The organism is Lacrimispora brassicae, from assembly GCF_054772055.1.
In genome coordinates this window covers 87,141-114,019 of record NZ_BRYH01000031.1, presented here as the reverse complement: position 1 = coordinate 114,019, position 26,879 = coordinate 87,141, and the positions used below count along the sequence as shown (strand labels likewise).

Here is a 26,879-nt window from a genome sequence, read left to right as displayed (position 1 = left end):
AGGAAGAGGAGAAAACAGTTATGAAAAAGACAATGAGAAAAATTGCATCAGCGTTTATGGCGGCAGCCATGGCAGCGTCCTTTTTGACTGCCTGCGGAGGCGGAAATGCCGCCACAGGCACGTCTGCGGCAGCCGGAGGAACAGGAGATAAAAAGGTATTAAAGGTTGCCATGGAATGCAGCTATGCACCCTACAACTGGACCCAGCCGACAGATTCCAATGGAGCCATCCCCATTTCCGGAAGCTCCGATTTCGCTTATGGCTATGACGTCATGATGGCTAAGAAGGTTGCAGAGGAGCTGGGCTATGAACTGGAAATCGTAAAGCTGGACTGGGATTCCCTTGTTCCTGCGGTTCAGTCCGGAAAGGTTGACTGTGTCATTGCCGGACAGTCCGTTACTGCGGAACGTATGCAGTCCGTTGATTTTACAAACCCTTACTATTATGCAACCATTGTGACTCTGGTAAAAACGGGAGAAAAGTATGAGAATGCAAAGAGCGTTGCCGATCTTTCCGGCGCAACCGCTACTTCCCAGTTAAATACCATTTGGTATGACAACTGCCTGCCTCAGATCCCCAATGCAGACATCCAGCCCGCCCAGGAATCCGCACCGGCAATGCTGGTAGCATTAAGCTCCGGCAGATGCGATGTGGTTGTAACGGACAAGCCTACCGGACAGGCAGCCCTGGTCGCTTATCCTGATTTCAAGCTTCTTGATTTCACCGGAACAGAAGGTGAGTTTAAGGTTTCTGATGAAGATGTGAACATCGGTATCTCACTGAAGAAGGGAAATACGGAATTAAAGGATGCATTGAACGAGGTACTTGTTAAAATGAACAAGGATGACTTTAACAAGATGATGGAAGAGGCAATTTCCGTACAGCCATTATCACAGTAATCCAGGTCAATACCCCTCAGTATTTTGCCGGATGCAGGCATTCCTGTGTCTGGCTCATTGCTTGTAGGAATAAAGAATAGAATCAGGGCTTGCAGGCACGGAACAAGAGCGTTCTTATTTCGTGCCGCTTGTTCTGTTTCCATGAAGTTACGAAAAGGAGAAGGTAGCATATGTCTTTGCCATCAGATTTTTTTGGAAGAATTGTGTTTATACTGCAGAATTATGGCCCTTCCTTTTTAAACGGGGCTGGAAAGACAATGGCAATTGCCATTGTGGGAACATTCATCGGCTGTGTCATCGGTTTTGCCGTGGGAATTATTCAGACGGTTCCGGTACAAAAAAGTGACAATCCGGTAAAAAGGTATTTGTTAAAATTAGTGAAGTTCATCTTAAATATTTACGTAGAGGTATTCCGCGGAACTCCTATGATGGTTCAGGCCATGTTTATATTCTACGGCTCTTCCGTGCTGTTTGGCATCAACATGTCTATCGTTTTTGCTGCTTATTTCATCGTCTCCATTAATACAGGAGCCTATATGGCTGAGACAGTGAGAGGAGGAATCCTTTCCATTGATCCAGGCCAGACTGAGGGCGCCAAGGCCATCGGCATGACCCATTTCCAGACAATGGTCAATGTGATCATGCCCCAGGCACTGCGCAATATCATGCCTCAGATCGGCAATAACCTGATCATCAATATTAAGGATACCTGCGTACTTTCCGCCATTGGAGTAGTGGAGCTGTTCTACGCCACCAAAGGCGTTGCAGGCGCATATTATACTTATTTTGAAGCATTCGGCATTACTATGGTCATTTATTTTATCCTGACCTTTACCTGTTCCAGGATTCTGCGTTACTGGGAGAAGAAGATGGACGGTCCGGACAGCTACGATCTGGCGACCACGGATACCCTGGCCTATACCAGCGGAATGGTAAAATTTCCAGATCCCAAAGAGAAGGAGGATAAATAAATGGCAGGCAAGAAAGTTTTAGAGATTCATCATTTAAGCAAAACCTTTGGAGCCAATGTGGTGCTGCGGGATATTGATTTTTCCGTCAATGCCGGAGATGTGACCTGCATCATCGGAGCCTCAGGTTCCGGAAAGTCAACGCTGCTGCGCTGCATCAACCTGCTGGAAACTCCCACCACCGGCGAGATTCTGTATCACGACGTAGACATTACGGACCGGAAAATGAACATTCCCTCATACCGCGCCAAGGTGGGCATGGTGTTCCAAAGCTTTAATCTGTTTAATAACATGACTGTTTTGGAGAATTGTCTGGTAGGCCAGATGAAAGTGCTTAAAAAAGATAAGGAAGAGGCCAGAAAGAAAACCATGATGTATCTGGAGAAGGTAGGAATGGCTCCTTATATCAATGCAAAGCCAAGGCAGCTTTCCGGCGGGCAGAAGCAGAGGGTGGCCATTGCAAGAGCCCTGGCAATGGAGCCGGAGATTCTGCTGTTTGACGAACCCACCTCCGCGCTGGATCCTCAGATGGTAGGGGAAGTACTGGCGGTTATGAGAACCTTGGCAAAGGAAGGCCTTACCATGATCATCGTAACCCATGAAATGGCATTTGCCAGGGATGTGTCCAGCCGCGTGGTTTATATGGCAGGCGGCGTCATCGAAGAAGAAGGCGCACCGGCCGATATCTTCGGCAACCCAAAGAAAAATTCAACAAAGGAATTTTTAAACAGGTTCATGCAGGGATGAGAAAAAGCTGATTCAGGATATTCACTGGATCAGCTTTTTCTTTGCGCGGGCAATGAGCCGAGCTAATACGCTTGTATATTCTTTGGGCAAATGCCGCGGCAACTAAGAAAAACTCACAAAGTGTGTTTTTTTCATCAGGAATCCCCGGAAACCCGTTGGGGATGGATAATTTCCTTATCCACCGGCTCTGCCTGAACAGGAACTGCCACTCCTGACTTTTCAGTTGTGCTGTCATGGACCGGTTTGGCAAAAAGATTCCGCACCTTGATACGGATAAAGGTTTCAGCCACTTTGATGGAAAGCACAAGAATAATAATGGGAAGGATGACGGTTAAAATCAGCCTGGCCTTAAAATAGAACTTTTTTTTCTTATATTTCTTTAAATGAAACTGATATTGTTGGCTTATCTCCGGAAACAATGGCTTTCTTGTCTGGTTTTTATTCAAGATGAATCCCCCTTCTATTTACTGTTGGATGAAATATTAAGAGCCGCTCATAAGCGCTTTCATGGCAAACGCATAAATTTCCTGGCTTTTTGATTTCCAGTGGTCACACATGATTTCTGCCTGATCCTTGTCAGGAACTGACAGTTCCAGGTTGATCAGACAGCTTTTTCCCTCCCGGACCTGGCAGTGGACAATATAGTCCTGGCTGGTTGATTTATAGAAATCAGCAGTCACCCCAACCTCATTGCGGAGCCGGAACTTGTTTTCTTTTAAATATTCATCCATATCATTGATGATGGCCGGGGAAATTTTGTTACCGAAAAAGGAAAGGGTTTCTTCCCCTTCCCTGGTAATCTCGTACCGGCTGCTGTTGTGGTTGGTTTCCACATGAAGCAGTCTGGCCTCCAGCAGTTCATTCAATGCCTGATTGAGCGTGAAATATGTGGTATATTCATGCTCCAGAAAAAAGTTTGACAATTGTGCGCTTGTCAGGGGGAAATTAACCTGTTTAAGCATGTATAAAATCATTAGTTTGTACAGGGTCATGGGTTCTGACAGCATGGTTTCCTCTTTCCTGCCCATGCTCTTTGGGCATATAGGTATCCCTGGAAGGGGTTTCCTTTTTTCCTGCCCATGCTTTTTGGGCATATAGGTATCCCTGGAAGGGGCTACCTCCAGTGATGCGCTTACCGCGCCGTAAATTCAGGGATGGTGAAAGCAGCTTTCAACCGGATCTTTCGTGTTTTTCTACTGCCGGATATGGTCTTTGACTGCCTGGCTTACGGCAGCCGCAACCCGGGGATCAAAGGCTTCCGGCAGGATGTTGTTTTCGTTCAGCTCTGAAGGCGCTACAAGACCGGCAATGGCAGTGGCCGCAGCAAGTTTCATTTCTTCCGTGATGGCGGTAGCCCTTCCTTCCAATGCCCCTTTAAAGATGCCGGGGAACACGACTACATTATTGACCTGATTGGGGAAGTCCGACCTTCCGGTCCCCACCACTTTTGCTCCGGCTGATTTTGCAAGATCAGGCATGATTTCGGGAACCGGATTTGCCATGGCAAACAGAATGGCATCAGGATTCATGGAAGCGACCATCTCCTCTGTGACGATTCCGGGAGCGGATACTCCTACAAAAATATCGGTACCCTTCATGGCATCTGCCAGAGAACCCTGTTTTCCTTCCAGGTTCGTCACATCCATCATTTTTTCCTGCATCCAGTTTAATCCTTCCATGCCCTTTGCCAGGATCCCTGCACGGTCGCACATGGTGATGTGGGTGAAACCATAGGTGAGAAGAAGCTTTGCAATGGCGATTCCGGCAGAGCCTGCACCGTTTACCACCACCTTGCATTCCTCTTTTGTCTTTCCTGTCACCTTTAAGGCATTGATGGTGCCGGCAAGAACTACAATCGCCGTTCCGTGCTGGTCGTCATGAAAAACGGGAATGTCAAGAAGCTCTTTTAACCGTTCCTCGATTTCAAAACAGCGGGGAGCGGAGATATCTTCCAAATTGATCCCACCGAAAGCGGGAGCGATATTTACCACGGTCTTAATGATCTCTTCCGTATCCTGGGTGTCCAGACAAATGGGGATGGCGTTGATCCCTCCGAACTCCTTAAAAAGCACCGCTTTTCCCTCCATGACCGGCATGGCGGCCAGGGGTCCGATGTTGCCAAGTCCAAGAACAGCGCTTCCGTCAGAAACGACGGCAATGGTGTTGGATTTGATCGTATATTGATAGGCGGCCTCCGGATTTTCGGCAATGACCTTGCAGGGTTCCGCTACGCCGGGAGTGTAGGCAAGTGCCAGATCCTCCCTGCTTTTTACCTTTGCTTTGGAAACAATTTCCAGCTTCCCTTTCCATTCTTCGTGCAGCAATAAAGCTTTTTCATTGATCGTCATAATTGTTTGTCCTTTTTTTCACAGTTTTTATTTTATCATACCAATTTTAGGGTTTTAAATCAATAGAAAATATGTTAGAATACAACTTATCTGAACTTGCAACGCAAGTGAAGATAAAAGGGCTGTTTTTTAGCCCGTCCATCCGGTTATGAAAACATCTTTTTGTTTTCATAATATAGAGTAATTGAATTCAAACAAGCCAATAAGATAAGGAAGTTAAAGATACAGGTGGTACTATGAGAGAACGGATCAACAGGCTGGCAAAAGGCATCATCGATTCAGAGATTCCAAAGATTAAGGTAACACCAGGGGAAATTGATGATGTGGTGCGTTCAGGCGGAGCCACCAGGCGGGAGCTTGTCATCACCAGTGAGAATAATCTGCATATAAAAGGACTTGCATATTCGTCAAACTTCCGTGTCAAACTCATAAGCGGAGCATTTGGCGGGACATACAACCATCTGGTCTATGAGATCAACAGCAGTTTCCTGGAAGATGGAGATATGATTAAGGGTTCTTTTTATCTGGTTACCAATGGCGGCGAGAGAGAAGTCCCTTATTCTTTTTGCGTGGAACTGAGCACGTCAGGGAAAGCGCTGAGTGATTTAAAGACAGCAGAGGATTTTGCGGATACCGCAAAAAAAGATATGGACACGGCTCTTCGTTTGTTCGAGTACCGGGATTTTGCCACGGCCCCGTTTATGCAGGACCTTCATGTAAGGGCAATCTACGACGGATTAAAAGGAAGGCCTGACAGAAGAAAGGAACTGGAAGAGTTTCTGACCGCTTTAAAGGTGAAAAAGCCGGTTCAGTTATTGGCGGAAACCGAAGAGCGGAGATTTGGAGAATTGGAAGAGGTTGTGACGGAATGGGTGGTCATAAAGCGCAGCGGCTGGGGCTATGTGAACCTGGAAGTCACAACGGACTGTGATTTTATAGAGTTGCCCAAGAAAAATCTTGGGGAACAGGATTTTGAAGAAGAGGAATGCATGGTAACCTTTCTGGTTCATCCGGAGCGCATGCATCAGGGAGAGAATTACGGAAGGATTCTCATAACAGGGATCGAAGATCGTTTTGTCATCCCTGTTACGGCGGTCATTAACCCAGGAGGCGGGATATCCGCAGAAAACGCTTTTGCAAAGGAAGCTTTTGGCCGGTTTCTGCGGCTTCGCCTGGAAGAGGAGTACGGGAGGAAGGATTTAAACATTCTTTATGATGAGATGGGAAGGGCCCTTGATGAGATTGAACTGATGAAGGGCGACAGCAGCCTTCTTAAGCTGTTCCGGGCTGAGATATTCCTTGGACAGGGAAATCCTTCAAAGGCAGCCCTGCTCCTTGATGAGTGCAGGGATGAGATCCTTAAGGAACGCCAGGAAAAAAAGGAGATTTACTGCTATTACCAGTTCCTGCGTTTAAAGGTACAGCCGGACGAGTACCAGAAGGAATCCCTGATCCGTCTCATGAAAAAGTATCTGGAAGAAGACAGACGGCTCTTCTGGCTGTTTTTGCTGCTGGTAAAACTGGAAAACAGGCTGTTTGAGAATCTGCCGGCCTTGCTTTCCATAATGAAAAAGCAGTTTCATATGGGCGTCAGAAGCCCGTTTTTCTATGTCTGGGGCTGCAGAGTGTTAAACCAGGCACCGGAGGCCATAAGGACCATGGGAGCCATGGAGCTTCAGATCCTTTACCACTGTGCAGGTAAAGGGCTTGTGGATAAAAAGCTGGTTGTGGCCCTATCGAAGCTGGCCCTGGCAGCAAAGCACTTTAACCGGCTTCAATACCGGATGCTGGTTAAGCTTTATGAAGAATATCCTATAAAAGAAGTGCTTGAGGCCATTTGTGCCCTGCTGATCAAAGGGGAATGCCGGATGGCGGAAGCCTTTGCCTGGTATGAAAAAGGGGTAAAGGCCGGAATCAGCCTGACCCGGCTGTATGAATATTATCTGTACGCTTTGCCGGGAAATTACTGCTATCTCCTTCCAAAGGAAGTGCTCCTTTACTTTTCCTATGGAGGAAATGAGCTGGATATCCACAGCAGAGCAGTCCTTTATAAGAATGTTCTGGTCTATTTAGAGCCTTCGGATCCTCTTTACCAGGCCTATGAACGGACCATTGAGAAGTTTGCCACGGAGCAGTTATTTGAATCCCGGATCGACAAGCAGCTTGCCGGAATCTATGAGCGGATGATATTAAAGGATGTGATCGACCTTCCCATGGCCATGGTGCTGCCCTCCATTCTCCGGTCCTACCGGGTGGAATGCAGCAATAAAAAGATGAAGTACGTCATTGTGTGCTATGAGGAGATGACAGAGGAGGATGCTTTCCTTCTTGACGATGGGGTCGCTTATGTGCCTCTGTTTTCAGAACACAGCATTTTGCTTTTCCAGGATGCCTTTGGCAACCGGTATGCGGGCATCCCTTATAAAAAAGAACCGGTCATGGACCGTCAGGAACTGGAAGACCGTTGCTTTGAAGTGTATCCGGAACATCCCATGCTCCGGCTTCGGGCCTGTGAACGGGTCCTGGCTGAGGGAGCCTCTAAGGTGGAAGAGGTGAAGATTTTAGAGGGAACGTTGGAAGATAAAAAGCTGCGCCCCCTTTATCAGAAGCTCCTTCTTTCCAGAGTCATTGAATTTTATCAGAAACAGGCGGATGCCCGGGAAGAAGGGGGAGAAGGGGCCGGATACCTGCTTAAGCTGGATAAAAAGGTCCTTTCAAAGCAGGAGAGGATAAGCGTCTGTAACACACTCATCCATAACAATCACATGGAAGAGGCGTTCCTGATGATCCGGGAATTCGGCAGCGAAGGGACCCCAACGGAACGGCTTTATGAGTTATGTTCGAAAATGATACTTAAAAATCTGTTCGACGAGGATCCTTTGCTTTTGCATCTGGCTTACGATGTTTTCAAGGAAGGAAAAAGTGACGGCGTAATCCTTGATTACTTATGCGAGCATTTTAATGGCTTGACGGAACAGATGTATCATGTACTTATGAAGGGAGTTGCCGAGCATGTGGAAACATACGATCTGGAAGAGCGCCTGACGGCCCAGATGATGTTTTCCGGCTGCAGTTCAAAGCTTGATAAGGTGTTTGGCCTCTACCGAAGCCGTAAGGAAACCGGCGATATGATCGTAAAGGCTTACTTCACTATTAAGTGTACAGAGTACTTTATGGAGGATAAGGAGCCGGAGGAAAAGGTTTTTGCCTATCTGGAAGGAACGGTCCAGGCCGCTTCCTTAAAAGGCCGGCTTCCCACCATCTATCTGCTGGCAATAACAAAGTATTATTCCCAGCTTTCTGCCCTTGACGAGGAGCAGCAGAAGCTGTGCTGGAATACAGTATCCTTTCTTCTGGAAGAGGGGTTTGTGTTCCCGTATTTTAAGGCTCTTGCAAAATATGTCCCAATGCCGGAGGATATCATGGACAAGGCCATGATCCAGTACTGCGGGGACCGGGATTCCAAGGTGGAGCTTAAGGTGAGGATTCTTCCCGATGAAGAGGAATTCCGCAGCGAAGATATTTCCCGTATGTACCAGGGGGTTTTCGTCAAGCAGAAAATATTGTTTGAAGGCGAGATCATGGAATACCAGGTGAGAGAACTCATAGAGGAAACGTGGGTCGTGAAAAAAGAGGGCAGCGTTAGCTGCGATGCCGGAGGCTCTTTAAAGGATTCGGACAGCAGGTTTGCCTGCTTAAACGAAATGAGCCTGTCCTTAAGCTTAAAGGATGAAAACGGGCTAAAAAAGCGGATGCAGGAGTATTTAAAAAAGAATGCGGCTGCAGAAGAATTATTTCCACTGATATAAGATAAGGGGGCTGTCAATGGACGGACTGATAATAGGGCTTGACCTTTGCGATGCCTATACCCGCATATGCTGCCATGACAGGGAAAAATCATGGTGCATTCCTACAGTCATCTGCAGGAAAAAGGATGAAGATGCCTGGTTTGTAGGGGAGGAGGCTTATGCCTATACCCTTGTAGGCGAAGGCATTATTGTAGACAAGCTGATAAAAATGGTTAGGAAAGAAGGGACCGCGACCCTGGGCGGGACCAAATACAAAGGTCTTGACCTTTTAAAAATGTTTTTGAAAAAGATATTAAAGCTTCCCATGGAGGAATTCTTCTGCGAAGAGGTGAAGCAGTTGGTGGTCACCATGCAGAAGGTGGATGGAAAGCTCATGGATGCACTTATGTACTGCGCCGACTATCTGGAGATCCCAAGAGAACGGGTGCACATCATAAGCCACACGGAAAGCTTTGTGTATTATGCCCTCAGCCAGAAAAAAGAGGTTTGGAGCAATCAGGTAGGTGTGTTTGACTTATCGGAAGACGCGTTTCACTACCATGAGCTAAAGGTGCAGAGAGGCCTTCGCAAGGCGGTGGTGATCGCGGAGGATGAGGCTTTGGAGGAAAGCTTTAATCTGGATATTCTGGACACGCCTTCCGGAGGAAAGCTGGCGGATAAAATCTTAAGCTCCTGTGCGGAACGGCTTCTCCAGAAGAAATTATTTTCCTCCATATTCCTGACGGGAAAAGGCTTTGAGAGTCACGAATGGGCGGGGGATTCCATGAAGGTCCTCTGCTCCAGGCGAAAGGTCTATATGGAACCGGAGCTGTTTGCCAGGGGCGCGGCTTTTAGGGGAATGGATCATCTTGAGGACAAGACTGCATATCCCTTTACCTGCATCTGCCAGGGACGGCTTCATTCCACTGTTTCCATGCGGGTACTCCACAAGGAACGGGAAAGCCAGTTGGTGGTGGCCGCCGCCGGAGATAGCTGGTATGAAGCTAAGAGCACCGTGGATCTTATTGTGGATCATCAGGATTATGTGGAATTTATGGTAACGCCTATGGATCCCAAACAGAAGCGGCTGGTGAAGATTCCGCTGGAAGGGTTTCCCCACCGGCTGGACAAGACCCTGCGCATAGGGATCAGCTTTGGATTTCTGGATGAAAAAACCATGGCAGTGGTACTGAAGGACAAAGGCTTTGGTGAATTATTTCCGGCCACCGAGGCCGTAATAAGGCAAGAGGTTATGCTATGAGTCTGATTCTTTGCCGGCAGGAGCCGGTCAAACACCCCTTTTATTTTGAGGGCCTGGGAATCCGCCTGTTTTCCTCCCAGGAGCTTTGCTATGTGATTTATAACAATCCCCTTCTGGTAATGGATCAATTTGTGGATAACAATCTGATCCGGTTTATCAGAGAGGACCTGGATATGGCCTTTCTGGCTGCCAGGCTGGAAAAGTGGCAGCAGAGCGGCGAGGAGCCGGATGAGCTTCTTACCATGATCCTCCATGAATGTGACTATTATACTGCTGATCAGGTCAGCCGGTTCCGGCAGAGCTTAGCCGCTTTCCGCCGGATGCCTGCTCCGGAATTTTTAAAGGCAAAGGCGGATTACCTCTTTTCCAGAAAACAATATGGAAAGGCTGTGGCTGAATACGGCCGGATCCTTGACCTTCCCAAAGGGGACCGGATGGATGATGCTTTTCAGGCTAAAATCCATAATAACCTGGGAGCGGCTTATGCAAGGCTGTTTATGACGGACAAAGCCTGCCAGGCATATCAGAAATCCTTTGATCTGGCGAAAAACGGTGAGGTTTTAAAAAGGATATGCCATCTGGCCCAGTGGAATCCGGGACTGGTGTTAAATGAACGGTTTCAGGCTCTCCTTACCGATGAATTAAGAGAAGAGTGCCAAGGGGAAAAGGAACGTGCGGAAGCTCTGGCGGCTCAGGCAGACAGCCTTCAGGAGCTGGAACGGCTGTTTCAAAAGGACCCGATCAAGCGTTTCCAGGGGGCCAGTGAGCTTATCCAGAAGTGGAAACAGGAATACAGAAATATTATGTCTTGACAAATCCGTAAAAAAACACTATCATTACAAGGTATAAGGAAACATCCTGAGGATATCCCTCTATGCCCAAAAAGCATGGGCAAGAATAAGGAAAAGGTAGAGAAGAAGAGGAGTACGCTTATAACCCTGAAAGAGAAAACCATCCACCGGCTGAAAGATGGTTAAGGAAGTGTATGCGGAAGGTAGCTTCAGAACCGGAAGGCTGAAAACGAAAGATTCAGTAGGCTTTCACGCGTGGCTGCGTTACAGGCCGTGTGAGGTATGGCAGATTCTGCCATATGAATAAAGGTGGTACCGCGTTGATTCGCCCTTTGCATCCTGAGGATGCAGAGGGCTTTTTTTAATTCATAGGAAATTATGTCTTATGAATCAAAAAGCGCTCCGCTATGGATACACACTCCGCCCAAAGGCAGTATGGCTGCTGAAGCAGCCGCGCTCCGGCGCAAGAGTCTTTGTTTTAGGGGAATCAATAGAAGCAGGAAGGAGAAAATAATGAAAGAATTGGAAAAAACCTATAATCCGGCAGGGATTGAAGACAAGCTTTATGAGAAATGGCTGGAGAAGAAGTATTTCCGTGCACAGCCCAACAAGGATAAAAAACCCTTTACCATTGTGATGCCGCCCCCCAATATTACGGGACAGCTTCACATGGGTCATGCCCTGGATAACACCATGCAGGACATTCTGATCCGTTATAAGAGGATGCAGGGGTATGAGGCCCTTTGGCAGCCAGGCACGGACCATGCGGCCATTGCTACGGAAGTCAAGGTAATTGAAAGCTTAAAGAACCAGGGAATTGACAAAAAGGAACTGGGCAGGGAAGGGTTCCTGGAAAAATGCTGGGACTGGAAAAAAGAATACGGCGGACGGATCATCAACCAGCTTCACAAGATGGGCTCTTCTGCCGATTGGGACAGAGAGCGTTTTACCATGGATGAAGGCTGTTCTGCGGCTGTGCAGGAGGTTTTTATCCGTTTATACGAAAAAGGCTATATTTACAAGGGCTCACGCATCATAAACTGGTGCCCGGTATGCCAGACCTCTATTTCCGACGCAGAAGTGGAGCATGAGGACCAGAACGGTTTCTTCTGGCATATCAATTATCCCATTGCAGGAGAAGAAGGCAGGTTTGTGGAGATTGCCACCACAAGGCCGGAAACCCTTCTTGGAGATACTGCTGTGGCAGTCAATCCGGAAGATGAGCGCTATCAGGACTTAATAGGAAAAATGCTGAAGCTTCCCCTTACAGACCGTGAAATACCGGTTATAGCAGACACCTATGTGGATAAAGAATTTGGTACCGGCTGCGTGAAGATCACCCCGGCCCATGACCCCAACGACTTTGAGGTAGGAAAGAGGCACAGCCTTCCTGAAATCAACATCATGAATGATGATGCAACCATCAACCTTCCAGGCAGCAAGTATGACGGCATGGAGCGGTATGAGGCCAGAAAGGCAATGGTAAAGGATCTTGAGGAGCTGGGCCTTTTGGTAAAGGTGACACCTCATTCCCATGCGGTAGGAACCCATGACCGCTGTAAGACCACTGTAGAGCCTATGGTAAAACAGCAGTGGTTCGTCAAGATGGAAGACATGGCAAAGCCGGCGATTGAGGTTGTAAAAACAGGAAAGCTGAAATTCGTTCCGGAGAGATTTGATAAGATCTATCTTCATTGGCTTGAAAATATCCGTGACTGGTGCATCTCCAGGCAGTTGTGGTGGGGACACCGCATCCCGGCTTATTACTGTGACCAGTGCGGGGAGATCGTCGTGTCAAAAGAGGTTCCCAACCTATGTCCCAAATGCGGAGGAACCCATCTCACTCAGGATGAGGACACCCTTGATACCTGGTTTTCCTCCGCTCTCTGGCCTTTCTCCACCTTAGGCTGGCCGGAAGAAACAGAGGATTTGAAATATTTCTACCCCACCGATGTGCTGGTTACAGGATACGACATTATTCCCTTCTGGGTAATGCGAATGGTATTTTCCGGAATTGAGCAGACTGGAGAGCTTCCCTTCCATACGGCGCTCATTCATGGCCTCATAAGAGATTCCGAAGGCCGCAAGATGAGCAAATCCTTAGGAAACGGGATCGATCCTCTGGAGATCATCGAAAAGTACGGAGCCGATGCCCTTCGCATGACCCTGATTACCGGAAATGCCCCTGGCAATGACATGCGTTTCTACTGGGAGCGTGTGGAAGCCAGCAGAAACTTTGCCAATAAAGTATGGAACGCGTCCCGTTTCATTATGATGAATATTGAAAAAGCGCCGGATGCAAAGGCAGAGCTTTCAGAACTTACCGTTGCAGATAAATGGATCCTGTCCAAGGTGAACACCCTTGCTAAGGATGTGACGGAAAATATGGATAAGTATGAACTGGGAATTGCCCTTCAGAAGGTTTATGACTTTATCTGGGAGGAATTCTGCGACTGGTATATTGAGATGGTGAAGCCAAGGCTGTGGGATGATGAGGATAAGACAAAGGCGGCGGCCATCTGGACGTTAAAAACCGTGCTGATCAACTCCTTAAAGCTCCTTCATCCCTATATGCCTTTCCTCACGGAAGAGATCTTCTGCAACCTGCAGGAGGAAGAAGAGTCCATCATGATTTCCAACTGGCCGGAGTACCGGGAGGAATGGAGCTTTGAAACTGAGGAACATGGGGTTGAAACAATCAAGGAAGCCGTAAGAGGGATCCGGAACGTGCGCACTTCCATGAATGTTCCCCCAAGCAGAAAAGCAAAGGTTTATGTTGTTTCTGAGAATCAGGAAATTCTTGATATCTTTGAACGCAGCAAGGTGTTCTTTGCCACTTTGGGTTATGCCGGTGAAGTATATTTGCAGAAGGATAAAAACGGCATAGCGGACGATGCGGTATCCGCAGTGATCCATCAGGCAGTCATTTACATGCCTTTTGCAGAGTTAGTGGATATTGAAAAAGAGATCGAGCGCTTAAAGAAAGAAGAAGAGCGATTAGGCAAGGAATTGGCCCGGGTTCAGGGGATGCTTAAGAACGAGAAGTTCGTCAGCAAGGCTCCGGCGGCCAAGATTGAAGAGGAAAAGGCAAAGCTTGAGAAATATGCTCAGATGATGGATCAGGTGAAGGAAAGGCTTTCACAGCTTTCTTAAATCTCCATCTTGAAAAATCGACAATCTGGAATAGAATGTGAAAAACAGTCGAACATGGCAGAAAATGCTGTGTCCGGCTGTTTTTTCTTGCGCAGTACGGGAGAAAGCCTCCCTTTTTTATTTTGTCCATTTGTCAGGAAGAGGGGCTGGAAGGGCGAAGGGGGAACGTGTGGTCTGTAAGAATCTGTCGGCAAATGCCGTGTCAGGATGGAAAAAGGCGATAAAAAATTGGAATCATCCCCATGGTTTTGACAAATTCTGAATGGCTTACTGGCTATAATGTTCGTACAGGGCGGGAGGTGAAAGCGGCGACGGAAATAAACCTGTACATTGATGTGTTGTTCTTAACTAATTTTGCCATGGATTTTTTGGTATTATCCATTGTGAGACGGGGTCTGAAGTACCGCCTTATATGGTGGAGAATGATTCTTGGGGCTATTTTGGGGGCAGCGTGGGCTGTATTTGCTGCCGTTTTTCCATTTTTACCCCTGTGGCTTGAAATGGTAATAACCTATTTGGCAGTAAGCACCTTGATGGTGATGACGGCTTTCGACGTAAAAAGACCAAAGGAAATCGGGAAGGCAGTAGGGGCTCTTTATCTGTCTGCAGTTACAGTAGCAGGAATTATGGATGCCCTATATCAGCATACGAAGGCCGGCTATTATATAGAACAGATTCTTAGAGGAAATGGCCAGGAGGCCATGCCCTTTTACCGGTTGATTTTTTTAGCAGCGGGTACTTACTTTGGAATCCGCTGTTTTCTGCGGCAGATTTCCGCCATTCTAAAGGGAAAAAGCAATTTTTATGAAGTTACCATGCATTACAGGGGGAAGAAAAAGGTCGTAACGGCGCTGCTTGATACAGGAAACAGGCTGTATGAACCGGTGAGCCGCCGTGCCGTTCATGTTGTGACCTATGAGGCCGTCCGGGAACTTTGCGAAAGCGTGTCGGAGGTCATCTATATTCCCTTTGGAAGTGTCGGGAAAAGTGACGGCGTACTGCCCGGAATCTTTTTAGATGAGATGGAGGTACGTCAAGGGGATGAAGTGAAGGTGATTGAAAGGCCTCTGGTGGCCGTGTGCAAAAAAGCATTATCCAAAAATGGAGAGTATCAGATGCTGCTGCATGAAGAGTGAGTGAATGATGTAAAGGAGAGATTATCACATGATTATAAAAGTATCCGTACCAAACCGTTTTCAGTTTAAGGCAATTCCAACATTTAAAACGCTGATGATGCCGAACCAGGGAGAGGTCCATTACATAGGGGGAGCGGATATCCTTCCTCCGCCTCTGGACAATGAAAAAGAGGCGCAGATCATTGGCCTCCTTGGCAGCGATGACGACCAGAGGGCAAAAGCAGAGTTAATTGAACATAATCTCCGCCTTGTGGTCTACATAGCAAAGAAATTTGATAACACCAGTGTTGGGGTGGAAGATTTGATTTCCATAGGTACCATCGGGCTTATTAAGGCCATCAATACCTTTAATCCCAATAAAAACATTAAGCTGGCAACCTATGCCTCCCGCTGCATTGAAAACGAAATACTCATGTACCTGCGCCGGAACAATAAGACAAAGATGGAGGTTTCCATTGATGAGCCTTTGAATGTGGATTGGGATGGCAATGAACTCCTTTTATCAGATATTCTCGGAACAGAGGAGGATGTGATTTATAAGGATTTAGAAACTGAGGTGGAACGAAACCTTCTTAATACTGCCATCAGCCGCTTAAGCCCAAGAGAACGGAAGATCGTGGAGCTGCGGTTTGGATTAACGGATGAGGAAGGAGAGGAAATGACCCAGAAGGAAGTGGCGGATTTATTGGGGATTTCCCAGTCCTACATATCCAGGCTGGAAAAGAAGATCATGAAGAGGCTGAAAAAAGAAATTGTACGGTTTGAGTGACATATTTTAGCTGAAAAAAGGAAAGGCTCCTGAGAGTCTTTTCTTTTTTTGTAAACATGCAACTTTTATTGAGTTATAATACGTCTAATAGATAGAACCCCAGAGAGGAGGAGAAAATGAAACAAAAGATTGAGGCGGAGGCGGAACGGATCCTCTTGAAAAATTATGAGTCGTATTACCGGCTTGCGTACAGCTATGTAAAAAATGAACAGGATGCCCTGGATATTGTTCAGGAGAGTGCATACCGGGTAATAAAGGAGTGCAGGAAGCTGAGAGAAGAATCCTTTCTGTCTACCTGGATTTACCGGATTGTCATAAATGCATCCATTGACTTTATGAGGAGGCATAAAAGGGAAAGCGTAAGCTTTGACCAGGTGGAGCTCCCCCATGAGGATCATTATAAAGAGGATGATTACTTAGAGCTTTTAAGTTCCTTAGAGGAAAAGGACCGTACCATCGTGATTTTAAAATATATAGAGGAATGGAAGCTGGAAGAAATCGCTGAAATTCTGGAAATGAACGTAAGCACCGTTAAGGCCAGGCTTTACCGGGCGCTTAAGAAACTGAAGATTGTGCTGGAACCGGAGGCTACTTAGAAAGAAAGGAGCAGTTGTTATGGAACACAGTGACAAGGATAAACTGTTGAAGATAAAAGAGGAATACAATCACATCCCTGTGCCGGAGGCCGCCCGTGGGGGCATCATGGCAGGAATTGAGAAAGCAAAAAAGGAAAAGAGGAGAATTCATATGATGAAGATGACAAAACGAACAGTAATGACAGGGGCTGCGGCAATGGCCGCCATTGTAATTATGGCAAATGCCAGCCCGGTTACCGCAAACGCCATGGAGGATATCCCCGTCCTTGGGGCAATCGCAAAGGTTGTTACTTTTCGCACCTTTGAGGACACCAAACAGAATTATGAAGCAAAGATTGATATTCCCAAGGTTTCTATCAATGAAAAAGACAATGACAAGGTAAACCGTTCCATTGAAGAGTATGCCAATCAACTGATTTCAGAATATGAAAAGCAGGTGGCCGGAGATCTGGCAGGGGACGGCCACTATTCCGTGACCTCCAGTTATGATGTTGTGACGGACAACGATAAATACCTTTCCCTGCGGATCAATACAACGGTTATCATGGCCAGCGGAGCGGAGTCTGTGAAAATCTTCACTATTAACAAAGAAACCGGAAATGTAGTGTCCTTAAAGGATTTAATGAAGGATAAGCCGGACTACATTACCGCGATCAGCGATAACATTAAAAAGCAGATGGCAGAACAGATGGCAGCGGATGATTCCAAGATATACTTTTATAATACCGGAGAGGATTTTGTAGATGAATTCAGCCAGATCACCGGAGATGAGAGCTTTTATTTTAATGAAAAAGGTGAGATCGTGATCGCATTTGATGAATATGAAGTAGCGCCGGGATACATGGGCGCAGTGGAATTCACCATACCAAAGGATGTTACCGGATTTTAACTGAATCAAGTAAGTCCCCACCACCACTTTAAATGCGAAAAGCATTAAGTGGGGGTGGGGACTTGCTTGTGTCAGGTGGAGTACAAGATCCACCTGACAAGCAGCGGTAGCTGCTGCTCGGTTATGCCAGGTGGAGCGGAGCACGCTGTAAGCAAGTAGCAAAGCGGATTGCGAATATCCGCTTTATTATTATGTGATATAGACCTGCCTTTTTATGTGGAAAGGCGGGCTTATTCCTTTATGGAATGGACCTTCTGCAGGCAGTTCGTAAGATTTTATCATTAGATCCGGCTGTCTGCATGGGGTCTTTTTTTATTGTTTTTAAACCAGATTCTTACAATGCCCTGGAAGTAGTTTCGATTATATAATAATATTATAAAATGACTAAATGGAATAAAAATTACAATTATAAGATTGAATAGTATGAAAAAATATGGAAAAATGTATTTTGAAACATAATAAAAAATGTTAATATAAAAATATGCACAAATAATTTGGTTTAAAATATATAAAATAAACAAAAAATAGAAAACAAACATATAATATTAAAACGATCATTAAACGCTCTTGAAAAACTTACGTTATAGTGATATTATCTACTTGAAAAGAAGAAAAGTGCACAATAACGATCATTAAACGATCATAAAAGCAAAGGAGGATGTTTGGATGAGCAAAATGGAAGAAATCACAAGGGAAAGCTGGATCATGAGCACGTTCCCTGAATGGGGAACCTGGCTCAATGAGGAAATTGAAAATGAGACAGTGGAACCTGGGACAGTGGCCATGTGGTGGCTGGGCTGTACCGGCGTGTGGTTTAAAACTCCGGGCGGCTGCAACCTTACCGTGGATTTATGGTGCGGAAACGGAAAACGATCTCATGGAAACGGAAAGATGGCTGTGGGTCATCAGATGGCAAATATGTGTGGTGCAAGAGCCATGCAGCCTAATTTAAGGGCAGTGCCTTTTGTAATCGACCCGTTTGCCGTTAAGCATGTAGACGCTGTGCTTGCAACCCATTACCACCAGGATCACATGAGCCCGGAATATGCCGCCCATGTAATACAAAGCAACATAACGACAGTAGATGAGAATGGAAAAGAGATTCCGGTTCCTTTCATCGGCCCTAAAAAATCTGTGGAGCTGTGGCAGAAATGGGGGGTTCCGGCGGACCGCTGCATAACAGTGGTGCCTGGAGACCGCATCAGGATCAAGGATGTTGAGATCGTGGCTCTGGATTCCTTTGACAGGACCTGTCTTGTAACAACAGATTCTACCGGCTCTGACCGGGAGGAGCTGACCGGGAAGTGCCCTATGGATATGGATGAAAAAGCAGTAAATTATCTGATCAAAACTCCTGGCGGCAATATTTATCACAGTGGGGATTCCCATTACTCCATTTATTTTGCAAAACATGGAAAGGATCATGACATTGATGTAGCCTTTGGCTCTTATGGAGAAAATCCCGTGGGAATGGCCGATAAGATGACCTCCTGCGACATCCTCCGCATGGCAGAGGCTTTAAAGTGTAAGGTGGTAATCCCTATCCATTATGATGTATGGACCAACTTCATGGCGGATGTGAACGAAATCAAGGTGCTTTACCACATGAAGAAAGACCGGCTGGATTATAAGTTCCATCCCTTTTTCTGGGAGGTAGGTGGAAAATACGTCTATCCAACAGATAAGGACAAGCTGGCTTACCACCATAAAAGAGGCTTTGAGGATTGCTTTGAGGCGCCTCAGAATATTCCGTTCCGTTCACTTTTGTAATCTGGAAAAAGGAGAAAATATGCTGAGAGATTTTGTGGAGAAGAAACATTATAAGTTTGCCAGAGAAGCAAAAAATTGGGAGGATGCCATCCGGATGAGCTGTGAGTGCTTAGAAGAGGATGGGACGGTAGAAGCAAATTACAAGGAAGAAATCATTGCCTGCATTAAAAAATACGGTCCTTATATCATTGTTCTGCCGGATATTGCAATGCCTCATTCCCAGGAGGGCGCAGAAGGTGTACATAAAACCACCATCGCCTTCATGAAACTGGAAAAGCCGGTCAGCTTTGATGCGGAGGACCCGGAAAAGGATGCCCAGCTTTTCTTTACACTGGCCTCCTGTAACCCGGATCAGCATCTGGACAATATGAGCCGGCTATCGGAGCTGCTTGGCAATGAAGAAGTGATCGGGGAACTTAAAAAAGCCAAAGATTCAGAGGATTTGCTGCGGATTCAGGAACGATATTTGGATTAAGGAAAAGGGGATAATACAATGGATATTTTAATGAAGGTATGGACTTTTTTTGCCACAAACGTATTACAGCAGCCGGCATTTATGATAGGTTTGATCGTTATGATTGGTTATATCTTGCTGAGAAAACCGTGGTATGATATACTGGCTGGGACTTTAAAAGCGATCGTAGGCTATTTGATTTTAATGGTTGGTTCCGGCGGACTGGTCAATAACTTCCGGCCGGTACTGGTAGGACTAAAGGACAGATTCCATATAAATGCCATGGTAATAGACCCTTATTTTGGCCAGAATGCCGTTACGGCAGGGGTTGGGGAAGTGTTTGGAAAAGGATTCGGTGATGCAATGATCCTGTTGTTTATTGCATTTATCGTGAACATTCTTCTTGTGCGTTTCTCTAAATATACCAAGCTCCGGGCCCTGTTTACCACCGGCAATGTTCAGGTCCAACAGGCTGCCACTGCATACTGGCTGATCATGTTTGCCTGTCCCTTCCTGTTAAATGGAAGAGTTGCCATGCTGGCAGTAATGGCCCTTCTTTTAGGAGCTTACTGGGCGGTAGGTTCAAACCTGACCATAAAGCCCTGCCAGGAGGTTACGGATGGGGCCGGCTTTTGTCTGGCTCATCAGCAGATGTTCGGTGTTGCAGTCAGCTATTATCTTGCAGGAAAGCTGTTCGGAAAAGAAAATAAGAGGAACAACGGAAAAGAAGTTAAAAAAATCGAAGATATTGAGCTGCCTGGTTTTATGTCCATCTTTAACGACAATATGGTTTGTACTTCCATCTTAATGGTTGTGTTTTTCGGAGCGATCCTCTGTATCCTTGGCAGGGATTATCTGGTTGAAGGACAGTTTATGAAAGAAGGAGCAAGCATGTTTTTCTATGTCCTTCAGACCTGTTTATATTTTGCGGTGTATCTGGCAATTCTGCAGTTAGGTGTGCGTACCTTTGTGGCGGAGCTGACAGCATCCTTCCAGGGAATTGCAGAACGAATTCTCCCAGGCTCTGTTCCGGGAGTGGACTGTGCCGTAATCTTTGGCTTTGGTGCGGCCAATGCCGTGACTTTGGGATTTTTAGCAGGCTTTGTCGGGCAGATCCTGGCCATTACGGCGCTGATCCTGTTAAAGAGTCCGGTACTGGTTATATGCGGTTTCGTTCCTGTGTTCTTTGATAATGCTACCATCGGTGTTTTTGCAAATGAAAAGGGCGGATTTAAGGCGGCACTGGTGCTTCCCTTCCTGTCCGGTTTGTGCCAGGTATTCGGTTCTGCATTTATCGCAGGCTGGGTAGGCATGGCAGCTTACGGCGGATACCTGGGAATGTGGGACTGGGCGGTCATATGGCCGATATTTACCGTGGTCATGAAGTATTTAAGCTATATTGGTATTGGAATCGTACTGTTTGCGCTGCTGGCCATTCCGCAGATCCAGTATTGGAAAGATAAAAAAGGTTATTTCCTTATGACAGAGGATTATGAAGCGTATAAAGAAATGAAGGCAAAAAAAGAATAAACGAGATTAAGGAGGGTTTTCATCGTGGCAGGTAAAAATTTAAGCTTTTTGGTGTGTTGTGCAAATGGGGCAGGCTCTAGCCTGATGGCTCAGATGACTTTGGAAAAGGTGCTGAAAACGCATAATATCAAGGCAACAAAGGTCCATCACTGCGCTCTTTCCGAAGGAAAAGGGTCAGCTCCCCAGTATGACGTGGTGGTTTGCGCCCAGAACTTTAAGGACATGTTTGCTGACGCTGAGAAAAAAGGCATTAAGGTGGTCGGACTTAAAAATGTGATGTCAGCTCCGGAGATCGAAACCAAGTTAAAAGAGCAGGGGATCATTCAGGAAGATTAATCAATAAATTTTCGTCTGCCGGGGATTAATCCGGCAGACGGTATCCCATAAACTGTGGATCGCAACAGTGATCAAATATTGATAAAAGTGCAGGTGAGCCGATGAAAAGAGAATATGCCCTTGTGGAGGAAAGAAGAGAGCATATATTAGATATTGTAAGAAACAGTCCCAAGGTGTCCGTGGGCAGCTTGGCAGAGCAATGCGGGATTTCTGTAATAACCGTCCGGAGAGATTTACAGTATCTGGAAGACAGGAAGCTTTTAAAGCGCTGTCACGGCGGTGCCATTCCCATTGAAAAAGGCCCTGCACAAGCAAATGAAATATTACTTTACAGGCGGTTAATTGCCAGCTATGCTGCAACTTTGGTGGAAGACAATGACACGCTGTTTATAAACACAAGCAGCACTGCCTTGCAGATATTGGAATACATTAAGGCCAGGAATGTTACGGTCATAACCAACAATGGAAAGGCGATCAACAGTGAACATGGAACCGGGGTAAATATCATTCTCACCGGAGGTGAGCTTCGCTATCCCAAAGAAGCCATGGTAGGAGATCTTGCGGTCAGGAATCTTCAGAATATCTATGCAAAAAAGGCATTTATGGGGTGTTCAGGCATTTCCGTCATGTCCGGAATGACCACGGAGATCATGAATGAGGTGTGTCTTAACGAACTGATGATCCAGCACACGAGAAATGAGCTGTACATCCTGGCCGACCATACGAAAATAGGAAAGAACAGCAGCTTTTCAAGCTGCAGCATAAATAAAGTTCAGCATTTGATCACTGATGAAAAGGCACCTAAAGAGATATTAAAAGAATTTAAGGAGGCTGGAGTGGAGATCCACCAGGTGAAAAAAGGAGGTTTTTAAGTGAAAACCTATACGCTTGGATTGTATGAAAAGTCAATGCCGTCTGAATTAAGCTGGAAAGAAAAGCTGGATGCTGCAAAAAGCGCCGGTTTTGATTTCTTAGAAATGAGTGTAGACGAAACGGATGAAAAGCTGGGACGTCTTGAAATGACTTCAAAGGAACGGTTAGAACTGATAAAACTGATGAAGGCCGCAGGGATTCCCATAGGGACGATGTGCCTTAGCGGACACCGGAAGTTTCCTCTGGGAAGCCATGACCCGGAAGTAAAGAAAAAAAGCATGGAGATCATGAGCAAAGCCATAGAACTGGCATCGGATCTGGGGATCAGGATCATCCAACTGGCCGGATACGATGTGTACTATGAAGAATCTGATGATGAAACCAGGCGGTATTTTGAGGATAACTTAAAAAAAGTTGCCGATATGGCTGCCTGCGCCGGAGTGGTGCTTGGATTTGAAACCATGGAGACAGGATTCATGAATACGGTGGAAAAGGCCATGAAGTATGTAAAGCAGGTCTCCTCTGTATATTTAAACGTTTATCCTGATATAGGGAACATAACAAATGCCGCATTCGCCTATGGAACGGATGTACTGGAGGACTTAAAGCTTGGAAGCGGGCGGCTGGCAGCCATGCATTTAAAAGAGACAAAACCGGGCATATTCCGTGAGGTTCCATACGGGGAGGGCCATGTGGATTTTAAAAAAGCCATTGAGACGGCCTGGAACCTTGGAGTGAGGAAATATGTAACAGAGTTCTGGTACACAGGAAGCCCGTCCTGGAAGGAAGACTTAGTTGCGGCAAACCTTAAAATGTCCAGGATATTGATGGAACAGGAGTAAAGAGGAGAAGACATAATGAAGGTTAAAAAAAAGGTCATGGAAAATCTTACGAAATGTTATTCCATAGCACCGCTTCGATACAAAGGAACCGATCACATTCTGGTTGCGGCGGAAAAGGTGGACCGCTGCCTGTTGTTTGACACAGACTGCAATTTAGAGGATACCATCTGGACGGAGCCGGGAGGTGTGATGACCATGGTTCAGGTCCCGGGGACAGACGGACAGTTTCTGGCAACTCATAAATTCTATTCTCCCAATGATTCCAAGGAAGCAAAAATCGTCATAGTGACTCCTAACCAACAGAGAGGCTGGGAAGTAAGGACTTTAGTGGACCTGCCCTTTGTACACCGGTTTCATATCATGGAACGAAACGGCACCAACTATTTGATCGCGTGTACCTTAAAATCAGGTCATGAATTCAAGGACGACTGGTCTTCCCCGGGAAAGGTCTATGGAGCGGTCCTGCCGGAGGATTTAAGTGGATTTGACGAAACCCATCAGATCAGGCTGGAAGTGATCAAGGATGGTATGTTAAAAAACCATGGGTATTATAAAGTGGAGGACTGTGGTCTTCAGACCAGCATTATATCTTCTGACAGCGGCGTTTACCAGTTCATTCCCCCGGAGCAGCCCTCAGGGTCCTGGGAGATCCGGCAGTTGATAGAGACGGCGGCCAGTGATGCGGTTCTGGTGGATTTTGACGAAGACGGGGAAAAGGAATTAGCGGTTATATCCCCATTCCACGGGGATAGGATCAGCATCTGGAAGAAAGCAGACGGGAAGTATAAGGAGATCTATGTTTATGATGGTCCGGCTGAATTCAATCATGCCATTTTCGGCGGCATGGTGTACGGAAAGCCGGCCCTGATCATCGGCCACCGGAGCGGGGAGCGCAATCTTCTGGCCTTCACTTATGATCCCGCCCAGGCTTCCTATGAGGTTCAGATACTGGACCGGGACTGCGGCCCTGCCAATGTATATAAATATACAAAAGACGGGAAAGAGATTCTCATATCCACTAATCATGGAGTCAATGAAATTGCCATGTACACACTTACGCCATAGGAGGTAACACATGTTAGAAGCCTTAAAACAGCTTGTTTATGAAGCCAATATGGATCTTCCCAGGTATGGGCTCGTCACATTTACCTGGGGTAATGTCAGCGCCATTGACCGTGAAACTGGCATGTTTGTCATTAAGCCCAGCGGAGTTGATTATCGTGAGCTTAAGCCGGAAGATATGGTGGTCATGGATCTGGATGGGAGAAAGATAGAAGGCAGGTATAACCCTTCCTCTGATACAGCCACTCATCTGGAACTTTATAAGGCATTCCCAAAGGTGGGAGGAATCGTACACACCCACTCCTCCTGGGCCACTAGCTGGGCCCAGGCCGGCCGGGGGATCCCCTGCTACGGAACCACCCATGCGGATTACATATACGGAGAAGTACCCTGTCTGCGCTGCCTGACAAAGGAAGAGATTGAGGAAGGCTATGAGAAAAACACGGGACTTCTGATCACAGACTATTTCAGGGATAAGGAATATATGGCGGTACCGGCCTGTCTCTGCAAAAATCATGGCCCTTTTACCTGGGGAAAGGGACCCAAAGAAGCCGTTCACAATGCAGTGGTTCTGGAAGAGGTAGCAAAGATGGCCTGCCGGTGCCGGCAGATCAATCCGGATGTGGCCCCTGCACCTCAGGAGCTTCAGGATAAGCATTATCTGAGAAAGCATGGGACAAATGCTTATTATGGCCAGAAGACGGACCCATCAGAGGGGAAGTGAGAGCAGCAACAAATGATTATGTAAAAGCCTGCCTTCCTGATTGGAAAGGTGGGCTTATGTTTTGCATGGAAGTCAATTCATCATTGGCTTACCTCGCGGCTGATTTACGGAATCCGGGCTGTGGGGCTTTGGCCTTTATTCAGTAAATTGTGCCAAGAAAATCATGTCTATGAAAGGTAATTCTTCATGGTCTTTAAAGCATTTTTTTCCAGGCGGCTTACTTGTGCCTGGCTGATGTGGATTTCTTCCGCCACCTCAGTCTGGGTTTTTCCTTCGAAAAAGCGCATATCAATGATGTGTCGTTCCCTTTCCGGAAGGCGTCTCATGGCCTCATTTAAAGAGATGTCCTCCACCCAGTTTTCCTCCAGGTTTTTTTTGTCACTGATCTGGTCCATGACAAAAAGAGGGTCTCCGCCGTCAGAGTAAACCGGCTCATAAAGGCTGACCGGGCTTTGAATGGCATCTAAGGCATAGGTAATGTCCTCCTTGCTGACTCCAATCTCTTCTGCGATTTCCATCAGGGTCGGTTCCTTTAAGTTCTTTTTCATCAGATTCTCTTTGGCGTAGATTGCTTTATAAGCGGTATCACGCAGGGAGCGGCTGACGCGGATGGAATTATTATCCCGAAGATAACGCCGTACTTCTCCCAAAATCATGGGTACTGCATAGGTGGAGAACCTGACATTCTGTGTAATATCAAAATTGTCAATGGCTTTGATTAAACCGATGCAGCCAATCTGAAATAAGTCGTCTACGTTTTCGCTACTGCTGGAAAAACGCTGTATCACACTGAGAACCAGTCTTAAGTTTCCCTTGATGTAATCTTCTCTGGCCTTTTTATCCCCGTCAAGAATTCGTTTGAACAGAACTTCCTTTTCCTCGTTGCTCAGAAGAGGCAGTTTGGAAGTATTGACCCCGCAAATCTCTACTTTGTATCCAGACATATCTTTCCCTCCGCATCATTCTTTATTCCTGCAAGCAATGAGCCATGGGCAGGAATGTTTGCATTCCTGCATCTGGTCAAAGCTGCAAGGGTCAAATACCTTTTAGCTTACTGCGGGGTATTTGACTATCATAAAGGAATGATGTACTCATTCGAGGGCTTTTATACGATAGGCGAATCAAATTTTATTTCCAGTTTTTAGGTCATTATTAATCCTGCTTATTTTTTTCATATAGAATCAGCAGTCCCTTTAATAGGAGAGCGTCGTCATAATGAATTTTATGATAACACAGGTGGACGACAGAGGAAGCCAGGCCGCCAGTGGCCACAAGGCTTGCAGAAGTCCCAAGTTCTGCCTCCATTCGGTCGATAAGACCATCGATCATTGCTGCATTGCCGTAAAGGATTCCGTTTTTCATACAATCAATGGTATTTTTGCCGATCACCCTGGTGGGTTTGTTTAAGCCGATATAAGGAAGCTGGGCGGCCCGGCTGCTTAAGGAATCCAGGGATACTCCAAGGCCGGGAAATATAATGCCTCCGGTGTAGTTGCCCTCATGGTCAATGACGGACATGGTAGTGGCAGTTCCCATGTCAATGACAATGATAGGGGCAGGATATTCATTTAAGGCAGCGATTGCATCCACGATTAAATCGCTGCCCACGGTTTTGGGATTGTCCATTTTGATGTTAAGTCCTGTCTTCATTCCGGAACCCACCACCATGGGCGTTTTTCCAGTTATTTTTTTAACAGCCCCCAGGACCACATCCGTAAGAGGCGGAACAACGGAAGATAAGATCGCCCCTTCTATGGAAGAGAGAGGAAGATCGTGAATTTCCATAATATCTTTTATATTAACCGCATATTCCAGCTCGGTTTTTCCGTGATTTGTAGTGACCCGTTCTACAAAGTAAATACCGGTATTGTCAATGCCGCCTATGACAATATTGCTGTTTCCCATATCAATGGCCAAAATCATAAAGGGAACTCCTTTCCAAC

The 26,879-nt window shown here is 46.4% G+C and carries 25 protein-coding genes and 1 other annotated feature; of the genes, 20 read left to right on the top strand and 5 right to left on the bottom strand.

What is annotated here, in order from left to right:
* Nucleotides 1–20 precede the first annotated feature (20 nt).
* From ACYVD3_RS16155 to ACYVD3_RS16145, 3 genes are all read left to right on the top strand, one after another.
* On the top strand, nt 21–899 hold the full coding sequence (locus ACYVD3_RS16155) for a transporter substrate-binding domain-containing protein (RefSeq protein WP_460643507.1): 879 nt from the start codon (nt 21–23) through the stop codon (nt 897–899).
* Between the two features lie 176 nt (nt 900–1,075).
* Nucleotides 1,076–1,870 (top strand): amino acid ABC transporter permease, encoded by a 795-nt coding sequence (locus tag ACYVD3_RS16150; protein WP_460643549.1) that lies wholly within the window; start codon nt 1,076–1,078, stop codon nt 1,868–1,870.
* Nucleotides 1,871–2,614, top strand: a complete 744-nt coding sequence (locus ACYVD3_RS16145; RefSeq protein ID WP_460643506.1) for an amino acid ABC transporter ATP-binding protein — start codon at nt 1,871–1,873, stop codon at nt 2,612–2,614.
* A gap of 134 nt (nt 2,615–2,748) precedes the next feature.
* Here the strand turns inward: ACYVD3_RS16145 and ACYVD3_RS16140 are convergent, their stop codons facing one another.
* The 3 genes from ACYVD3_RS16140 to ACYVD3_RS16130 all read right to left on the bottom strand — a co-directional run bounded on the left by ACYVD3_RS16140 (nt 2,749) and on the right by ACYVD3_RS16130 (nt 4,962).
* Complete coding sequence (locus ACYVD3_RS16140) at nt 2,749–3,060, bottom strand: glycoside hydrolase family 23 (protein ID WP_460643505.1); 312 nt, start codon at nt 3,058–3,060, stop codon at nt 2,749–2,751.
* Nucleotides 3,061–3,096: 36 nt separating this feature from the next.
* Nucleotides 3,097–3,621, bottom strand: a complete 525-nt coding sequence (locus ACYVD3_RS16135; protein WP_460643548.1) for a DUF4364 family protein — start codon at nt 3,619–3,621, stop codon at nt 3,097–3,099.
* Between the two features lie 186 nt (nt 3,622–3,807).
* A complete protein-coding gene (locus ACYVD3_RS16130; RefSeq protein ID WP_460643504.1) occupies nt 3,808–4,962 on the bottom strand; it encodes an NAD(P)-dependent malic enzyme in 1,155 nt (384 codons plus the stop codon).
* 236 nt (nt 4,963–5,198) lie between these two features.
* Between ACYVD3_RS16130 and ACYVD3_RS16125 the strand changes: the two genes are divergently transcribed.
* From ACYVD3_RS16125 to ACYVD3_RS16045, 17 genes are all read left to right on the top strand, one after another.
* Complete coding sequence (locus ACYVD3_RS16125) at nt 5,199–8,771, top strand: DUF5717 family protein (RefSeq protein ID WP_460643503.1); 3,573 nt, start codon at nt 5,199–5,201, stop codon at nt 8,769–8,771.
* Between the two features lie 16 nt (nt 8,772–8,787).
* On the top strand, nt 8,788–10,011 hold the full coding sequence (locus ACYVD3_RS16120; protein ID WP_460643502.1) for a DUF5716 family protein: 1,224 nt from the start codon (nt 8,788–8,790) through the stop codon (nt 10,009–10,011).
* Entirely contained in the window at nt 10,008–10,823 is an 816-nt protein-coding gene (locus tag ACYVD3_RS16115) for a hypothetical protein (RefSeq protein WP_460643501.1), read from the top strand. The genes ACYVD3_RS16120 and ACYVD3_RS16115 overlap by 4 nt, the downstream gene beginning before the upstream one ends.
* Nucleotides 10,824–10,913: 90 nt before the next feature.
* Nucleotides 10,914–11,138, top strand: a binding site (T-box leader).
* A 49-nt stretch (nt 11,139–11,187) separates the two neighbouring features.
* The gene (locus ACYVD3_RS16110; RefSeq protein WP_460643500.1) at nt 11,188–11,316 is read left to right on the top strand and encodes a hypothetical protein; all 129 of its coding nucleotides are present in this window, start codon (nt 11,188–11,190) and stop codon (nt 11,314–11,316) included.
* Entirely contained in the window at nt 11,316–13,955 is a 2,640-nt protein-coding gene (locus ACYVD3_RS16105; protein ID WP_460643499.1) for a valine--tRNA ligase, read from the top strand. The genes ACYVD3_RS16110 and ACYVD3_RS16105 overlap by 1 nt, the downstream gene beginning before the upstream one ends.
* Nucleotides 13,956–14,197: 242 nt before the next feature.
* On the top strand, nt 14,198–15,091 hold the full coding sequence (locus tag ACYVD3_RS16100) for a sigma-E processing peptidase SpoIIGA (protein ID WP_460643498.1): 894 nt from the start codon (nt 14,198–14,200) through the stop codon (nt 15,089–15,091).
* Nucleotides 15,092–15,119: 28 nt separating this feature from the next.
* Nucleotides 15,120–15,860, top strand: coding sequence for an RNA polymerase sporulation sigma factor SigE (gene sigE / locus ACYVD3_RS16095; protein ID WP_460643497.1), 741 nt, complete (start codon nt 15,120–15,122; stop codon nt 15,858–15,860).
* Between the two features lie 116 nt (nt 15,861–15,976).
* Nucleotides 15,977–16,456, top strand: coding sequence for an RNA polymerase sigma factor (locus tag ACYVD3_RS16090; protein ID WP_460643496.1), 480 nt, complete (start codon nt 15,977–15,979; stop codon nt 16,454–16,456).
* Between the two features lie 19 nt (nt 16,457–16,475).
* Complete coding sequence (rsiV, locus tag ACYVD3_RS16085) at nt 16,476–17,345, top strand: anti-sigma-V factor RsiV (RefSeq protein ID WP_460643495.1); 870 nt, start codon at nt 16,476–16,478, stop codon at nt 17,343–17,345.
* Nucleotides 17,346–18,011: 666 nt separating this feature from the next.
* Complete coding sequence (gene ulaG / locus ACYVD3_RS16080; RefSeq protein WP_460643494.1) at nt 18,012–19,115, top strand: L-ascorbate 6-phosphate lactonase; 1,104 nt, start codon at nt 18,012–18,014, stop codon at nt 19,113–19,115.
* A 19-nt stretch (nt 19,116–19,134) separates the two neighbouring features.
* Entirely contained in the window at nt 19,135–19,590 is a 456-nt protein-coding gene (locus tag ACYVD3_RS16075) for a PTS sugar transporter subunit IIA (RefSeq protein ID WP_460643493.1), read from the top strand.
* Nucleotides 19,591–19,608: 18 nt separating this feature from the next.
* On the top strand, nt 19,609–21,099 hold the full coding sequence (locus tag ACYVD3_RS16070) for a PTS ascorbate transporter subunit IIC (protein WP_460643492.1): 1,491 nt from the start codon (nt 19,609–19,611) through the stop codon (nt 21,097–21,099).
* Nucleotides 21,100–21,123: 24 nt separating this feature from the next.
* On the top strand, nt 21,124–21,435 hold the full coding sequence (locus ACYVD3_RS16065) for a PTS sugar transporter subunit IIB (protein WP_460643491.1): 312 nt from the start codon (nt 21,124–21,126) through the stop codon (nt 21,433–21,435).
* 101 nt (nt 21,436–21,536) lie between these two features.
* Complete coding sequence (locus tag ACYVD3_RS16060) at nt 21,537–22,307, top strand: DeoR/GlpR family DNA-binding transcription regulator (RefSeq protein ID WP_460643490.1); 771 nt, start codon at nt 21,537–21,539, stop codon at nt 22,305–22,307.
* Nucleotides 22,308–23,150 (top strand): L-ribulose-5-phosphate 3-epimerase, encoded by an 843-nt coding sequence (locus tag ACYVD3_RS16055; protein WP_460643489.1) that lies wholly within the window; start codon nt 22,308–22,310, stop codon nt 23,148–23,150.
* 15 nt (nt 23,151–23,165) lie between these two features.
* Complete coding sequence (locus tag ACYVD3_RS16050; RefSeq protein ID WP_460643488.1) at nt 23,166–24,215, top strand: hypothetical protein; 1,050 nt, start codon at nt 23,166–23,168, stop codon at nt 24,213–24,215.
* A 10-nt stretch (nt 24,216–24,225) separates the two neighbouring features.
* Nucleotides 24,226–24,936 (top strand): L-ribulose-5-phosphate 4-epimerase, encoded by a 711-nt coding sequence (locus tag ACYVD3_RS16045; protein WP_460643487.1) that lies wholly within the window; start codon nt 24,226–24,228, stop codon nt 24,934–24,936.
* 167 nt (nt 24,937–25,103) lie between these two features.
* Here the strand turns inward: ACYVD3_RS16045 and sigG are convergent, their stop codons facing one another.
* Nucleotides 25,104–25,880: an RNA polymerase sporulation sigma factor SigG gene (sigG, locus tag ACYVD3_RS16040; protein WP_460643486.1), complete on the bottom strand. Its 777-nt coding sequence runs from the start codon at nt 25,878–25,880 to the stop codon at nt 25,104–25,106.
* 208 nt (nt 25,881–26,088) lie between these two features.
* Nucleotides 26,089–26,859 carry a type III pantothenate kinase gene (locus ACYVD3_RS16035; RefSeq protein WP_460643485.1) on the bottom strand — a complete coding sequence of 257 codons (771 nt, stop codon included), beginning with the start codon at nt 26,857–26,859 and terminating at the stop codon, nt 26,089–26,091.
* Between the last annotated feature and the right edge of the window lie 20 nt (nt 26,860–26,879).

What these genes read in the sequence shown, in the direction of transcription:
- ACYVD3_RS16155 (WP_460643507.1), top strand. Translation starts at nt 21, where the DNA reads ATGAAAAAGACAATGAGAAAAATTGCATCAGCGTTTATGGCGGCAGCC.
- ACYVD3_RS16145 (WP_460643506.1), top strand. Translation starts at nt 1,871, where the DNA reads ATGGCAGGCAAGAAAGTTTTAGAGATTCATCATTTAAGCAAAACCTTT.
- ACYVD3_RS16135 (WP_460643548.1), bottom strand. Translation starts at nt 3,621, where the DNA reads ATGCTGTCAGAACCCATGACCCTGTACAAACTAATGATTTTATACATG.
- ACYVD3_RS16130 (WP_460643504.1), bottom strand. Translation starts at nt 4,962, where the DNA reads ATGACGATCAATGAAAAAGCTTTATTGCTGCACGAAGAATGGAAAGGG.
- ACYVD3_RS16125 (WP_460643503.1), top strand. Translation starts at nt 5,199, where the DNA reads ATGAGAGAACGGATCAACAGGCTGGCAAAAGGCATCATCGATTCAGAG.
- ACYVD3_RS16120 (WP_460643502.1), top strand. Translation starts at nt 8,788, where the DNA reads ATGGACGGACTGATAATAGGGCTTGACCTTTGCGATGCCTATACCCGC.
- ACYVD3_RS16115 (WP_460643501.1), top strand. Translation starts at nt 10,008, where the DNA reads ATGAGTCTGATTCTTTGCCGGCAGGAGCCGGTCAAACACCCCTTTTAT.
- ACYVD3_RS16110 (WP_460643500.1), top strand. Translation starts at nt 11,188, where the DNA reads ATGAATCAAAAAGCGCTCCGCTATGGATACACACTCCGCCCAAAGGCA.
- ACYVD3_RS16105 (WP_460643499.1), top strand. Translation starts at nt 11,316, where the DNA reads ATGAAAGAATTGGAAAAAACCTATAATCCGGCAGGGATTGAAGACAAG.
- ACYVD3_RS16100 (WP_460643498.1), top strand. Translation starts at nt 14,198, where the DNA reads ATGGTTTTGACAAATTCTGAATGGCTTACTGGCTATAATGTTCGTACA.
- sigE (WP_460643497.1), top strand. Translation starts at nt 15,120, where the DNA reads ATGATTATAAAAGTATCCGTACCAAACCGTTTTCAGTTTAAGGCAATT.
- ACYVD3_RS16090 (WP_460643496.1), top strand. Translation starts at nt 15,977, where the DNA reads ATGAAACAAAAGATTGAGGCGGAGGCGGAACGGATCCTCTTGAAAAAT.
- rsiV (WP_460643495.1), top strand. Translation starts at nt 16,476, where the DNA reads ATGGAACACAGTGACAAGGATAAACTGTTGAAGATAAAAGAGGAATAC.
- ulaG (WP_460643494.1), top strand. Translation starts at nt 18,012, where the DNA reads ATGAGCAAAATGGAAGAAATCACAAGGGAAAGCTGGATCATGAGCACG.
- ACYVD3_RS16075 (WP_460643493.1), top strand. Translation starts at nt 19,135, where the DNA reads ATGCTGAGAGATTTTGTGGAGAAGAAACATTATAAGTTTGCCAGAGAA.
- ACYVD3_RS16070 (WP_460643492.1), top strand. Translation starts at nt 19,609, where the DNA reads ATGGATATTTTAATGAAGGTATGGACTTTTTTTGCCACAAACGTATTA.
- ACYVD3_RS16060 (WP_460643490.1), top strand. Translation starts at nt 21,537, where the DNA reads ATGAAAAGAGAATATGCCCTTGTGGAGGAAAGAAGAGAGCATATATTA.
- ACYVD3_RS16050 (WP_460643488.1), top strand. Translation starts at nt 23,166, where the DNA reads ATGAAGGTTAAAAAAAAGGTCATGGAAAATCTTACGAAATGTTATTCC.
- ACYVD3_RS16045 (WP_460643487.1), top strand. Translation starts at nt 24,226, where the DNA reads ATGTTAGAAGCCTTAAAACAGCTTGTTTATGAAGCCAATATGGATCTT.
- sigG (WP_460643486.1), bottom strand. Translation starts at nt 25,880, where the DNA reads ATGTCTGGATACAAAGTAGAGATTTGCGGGGTCAATACTTCCAAACTG.
- ACYVD3_RS16035 (WP_460643485.1), bottom strand. Translation starts at nt 26,859, where the DNA reads ATGATTTTGGCCATTGATATGGGAAACAGCAATATTGTCATAGGCGGC.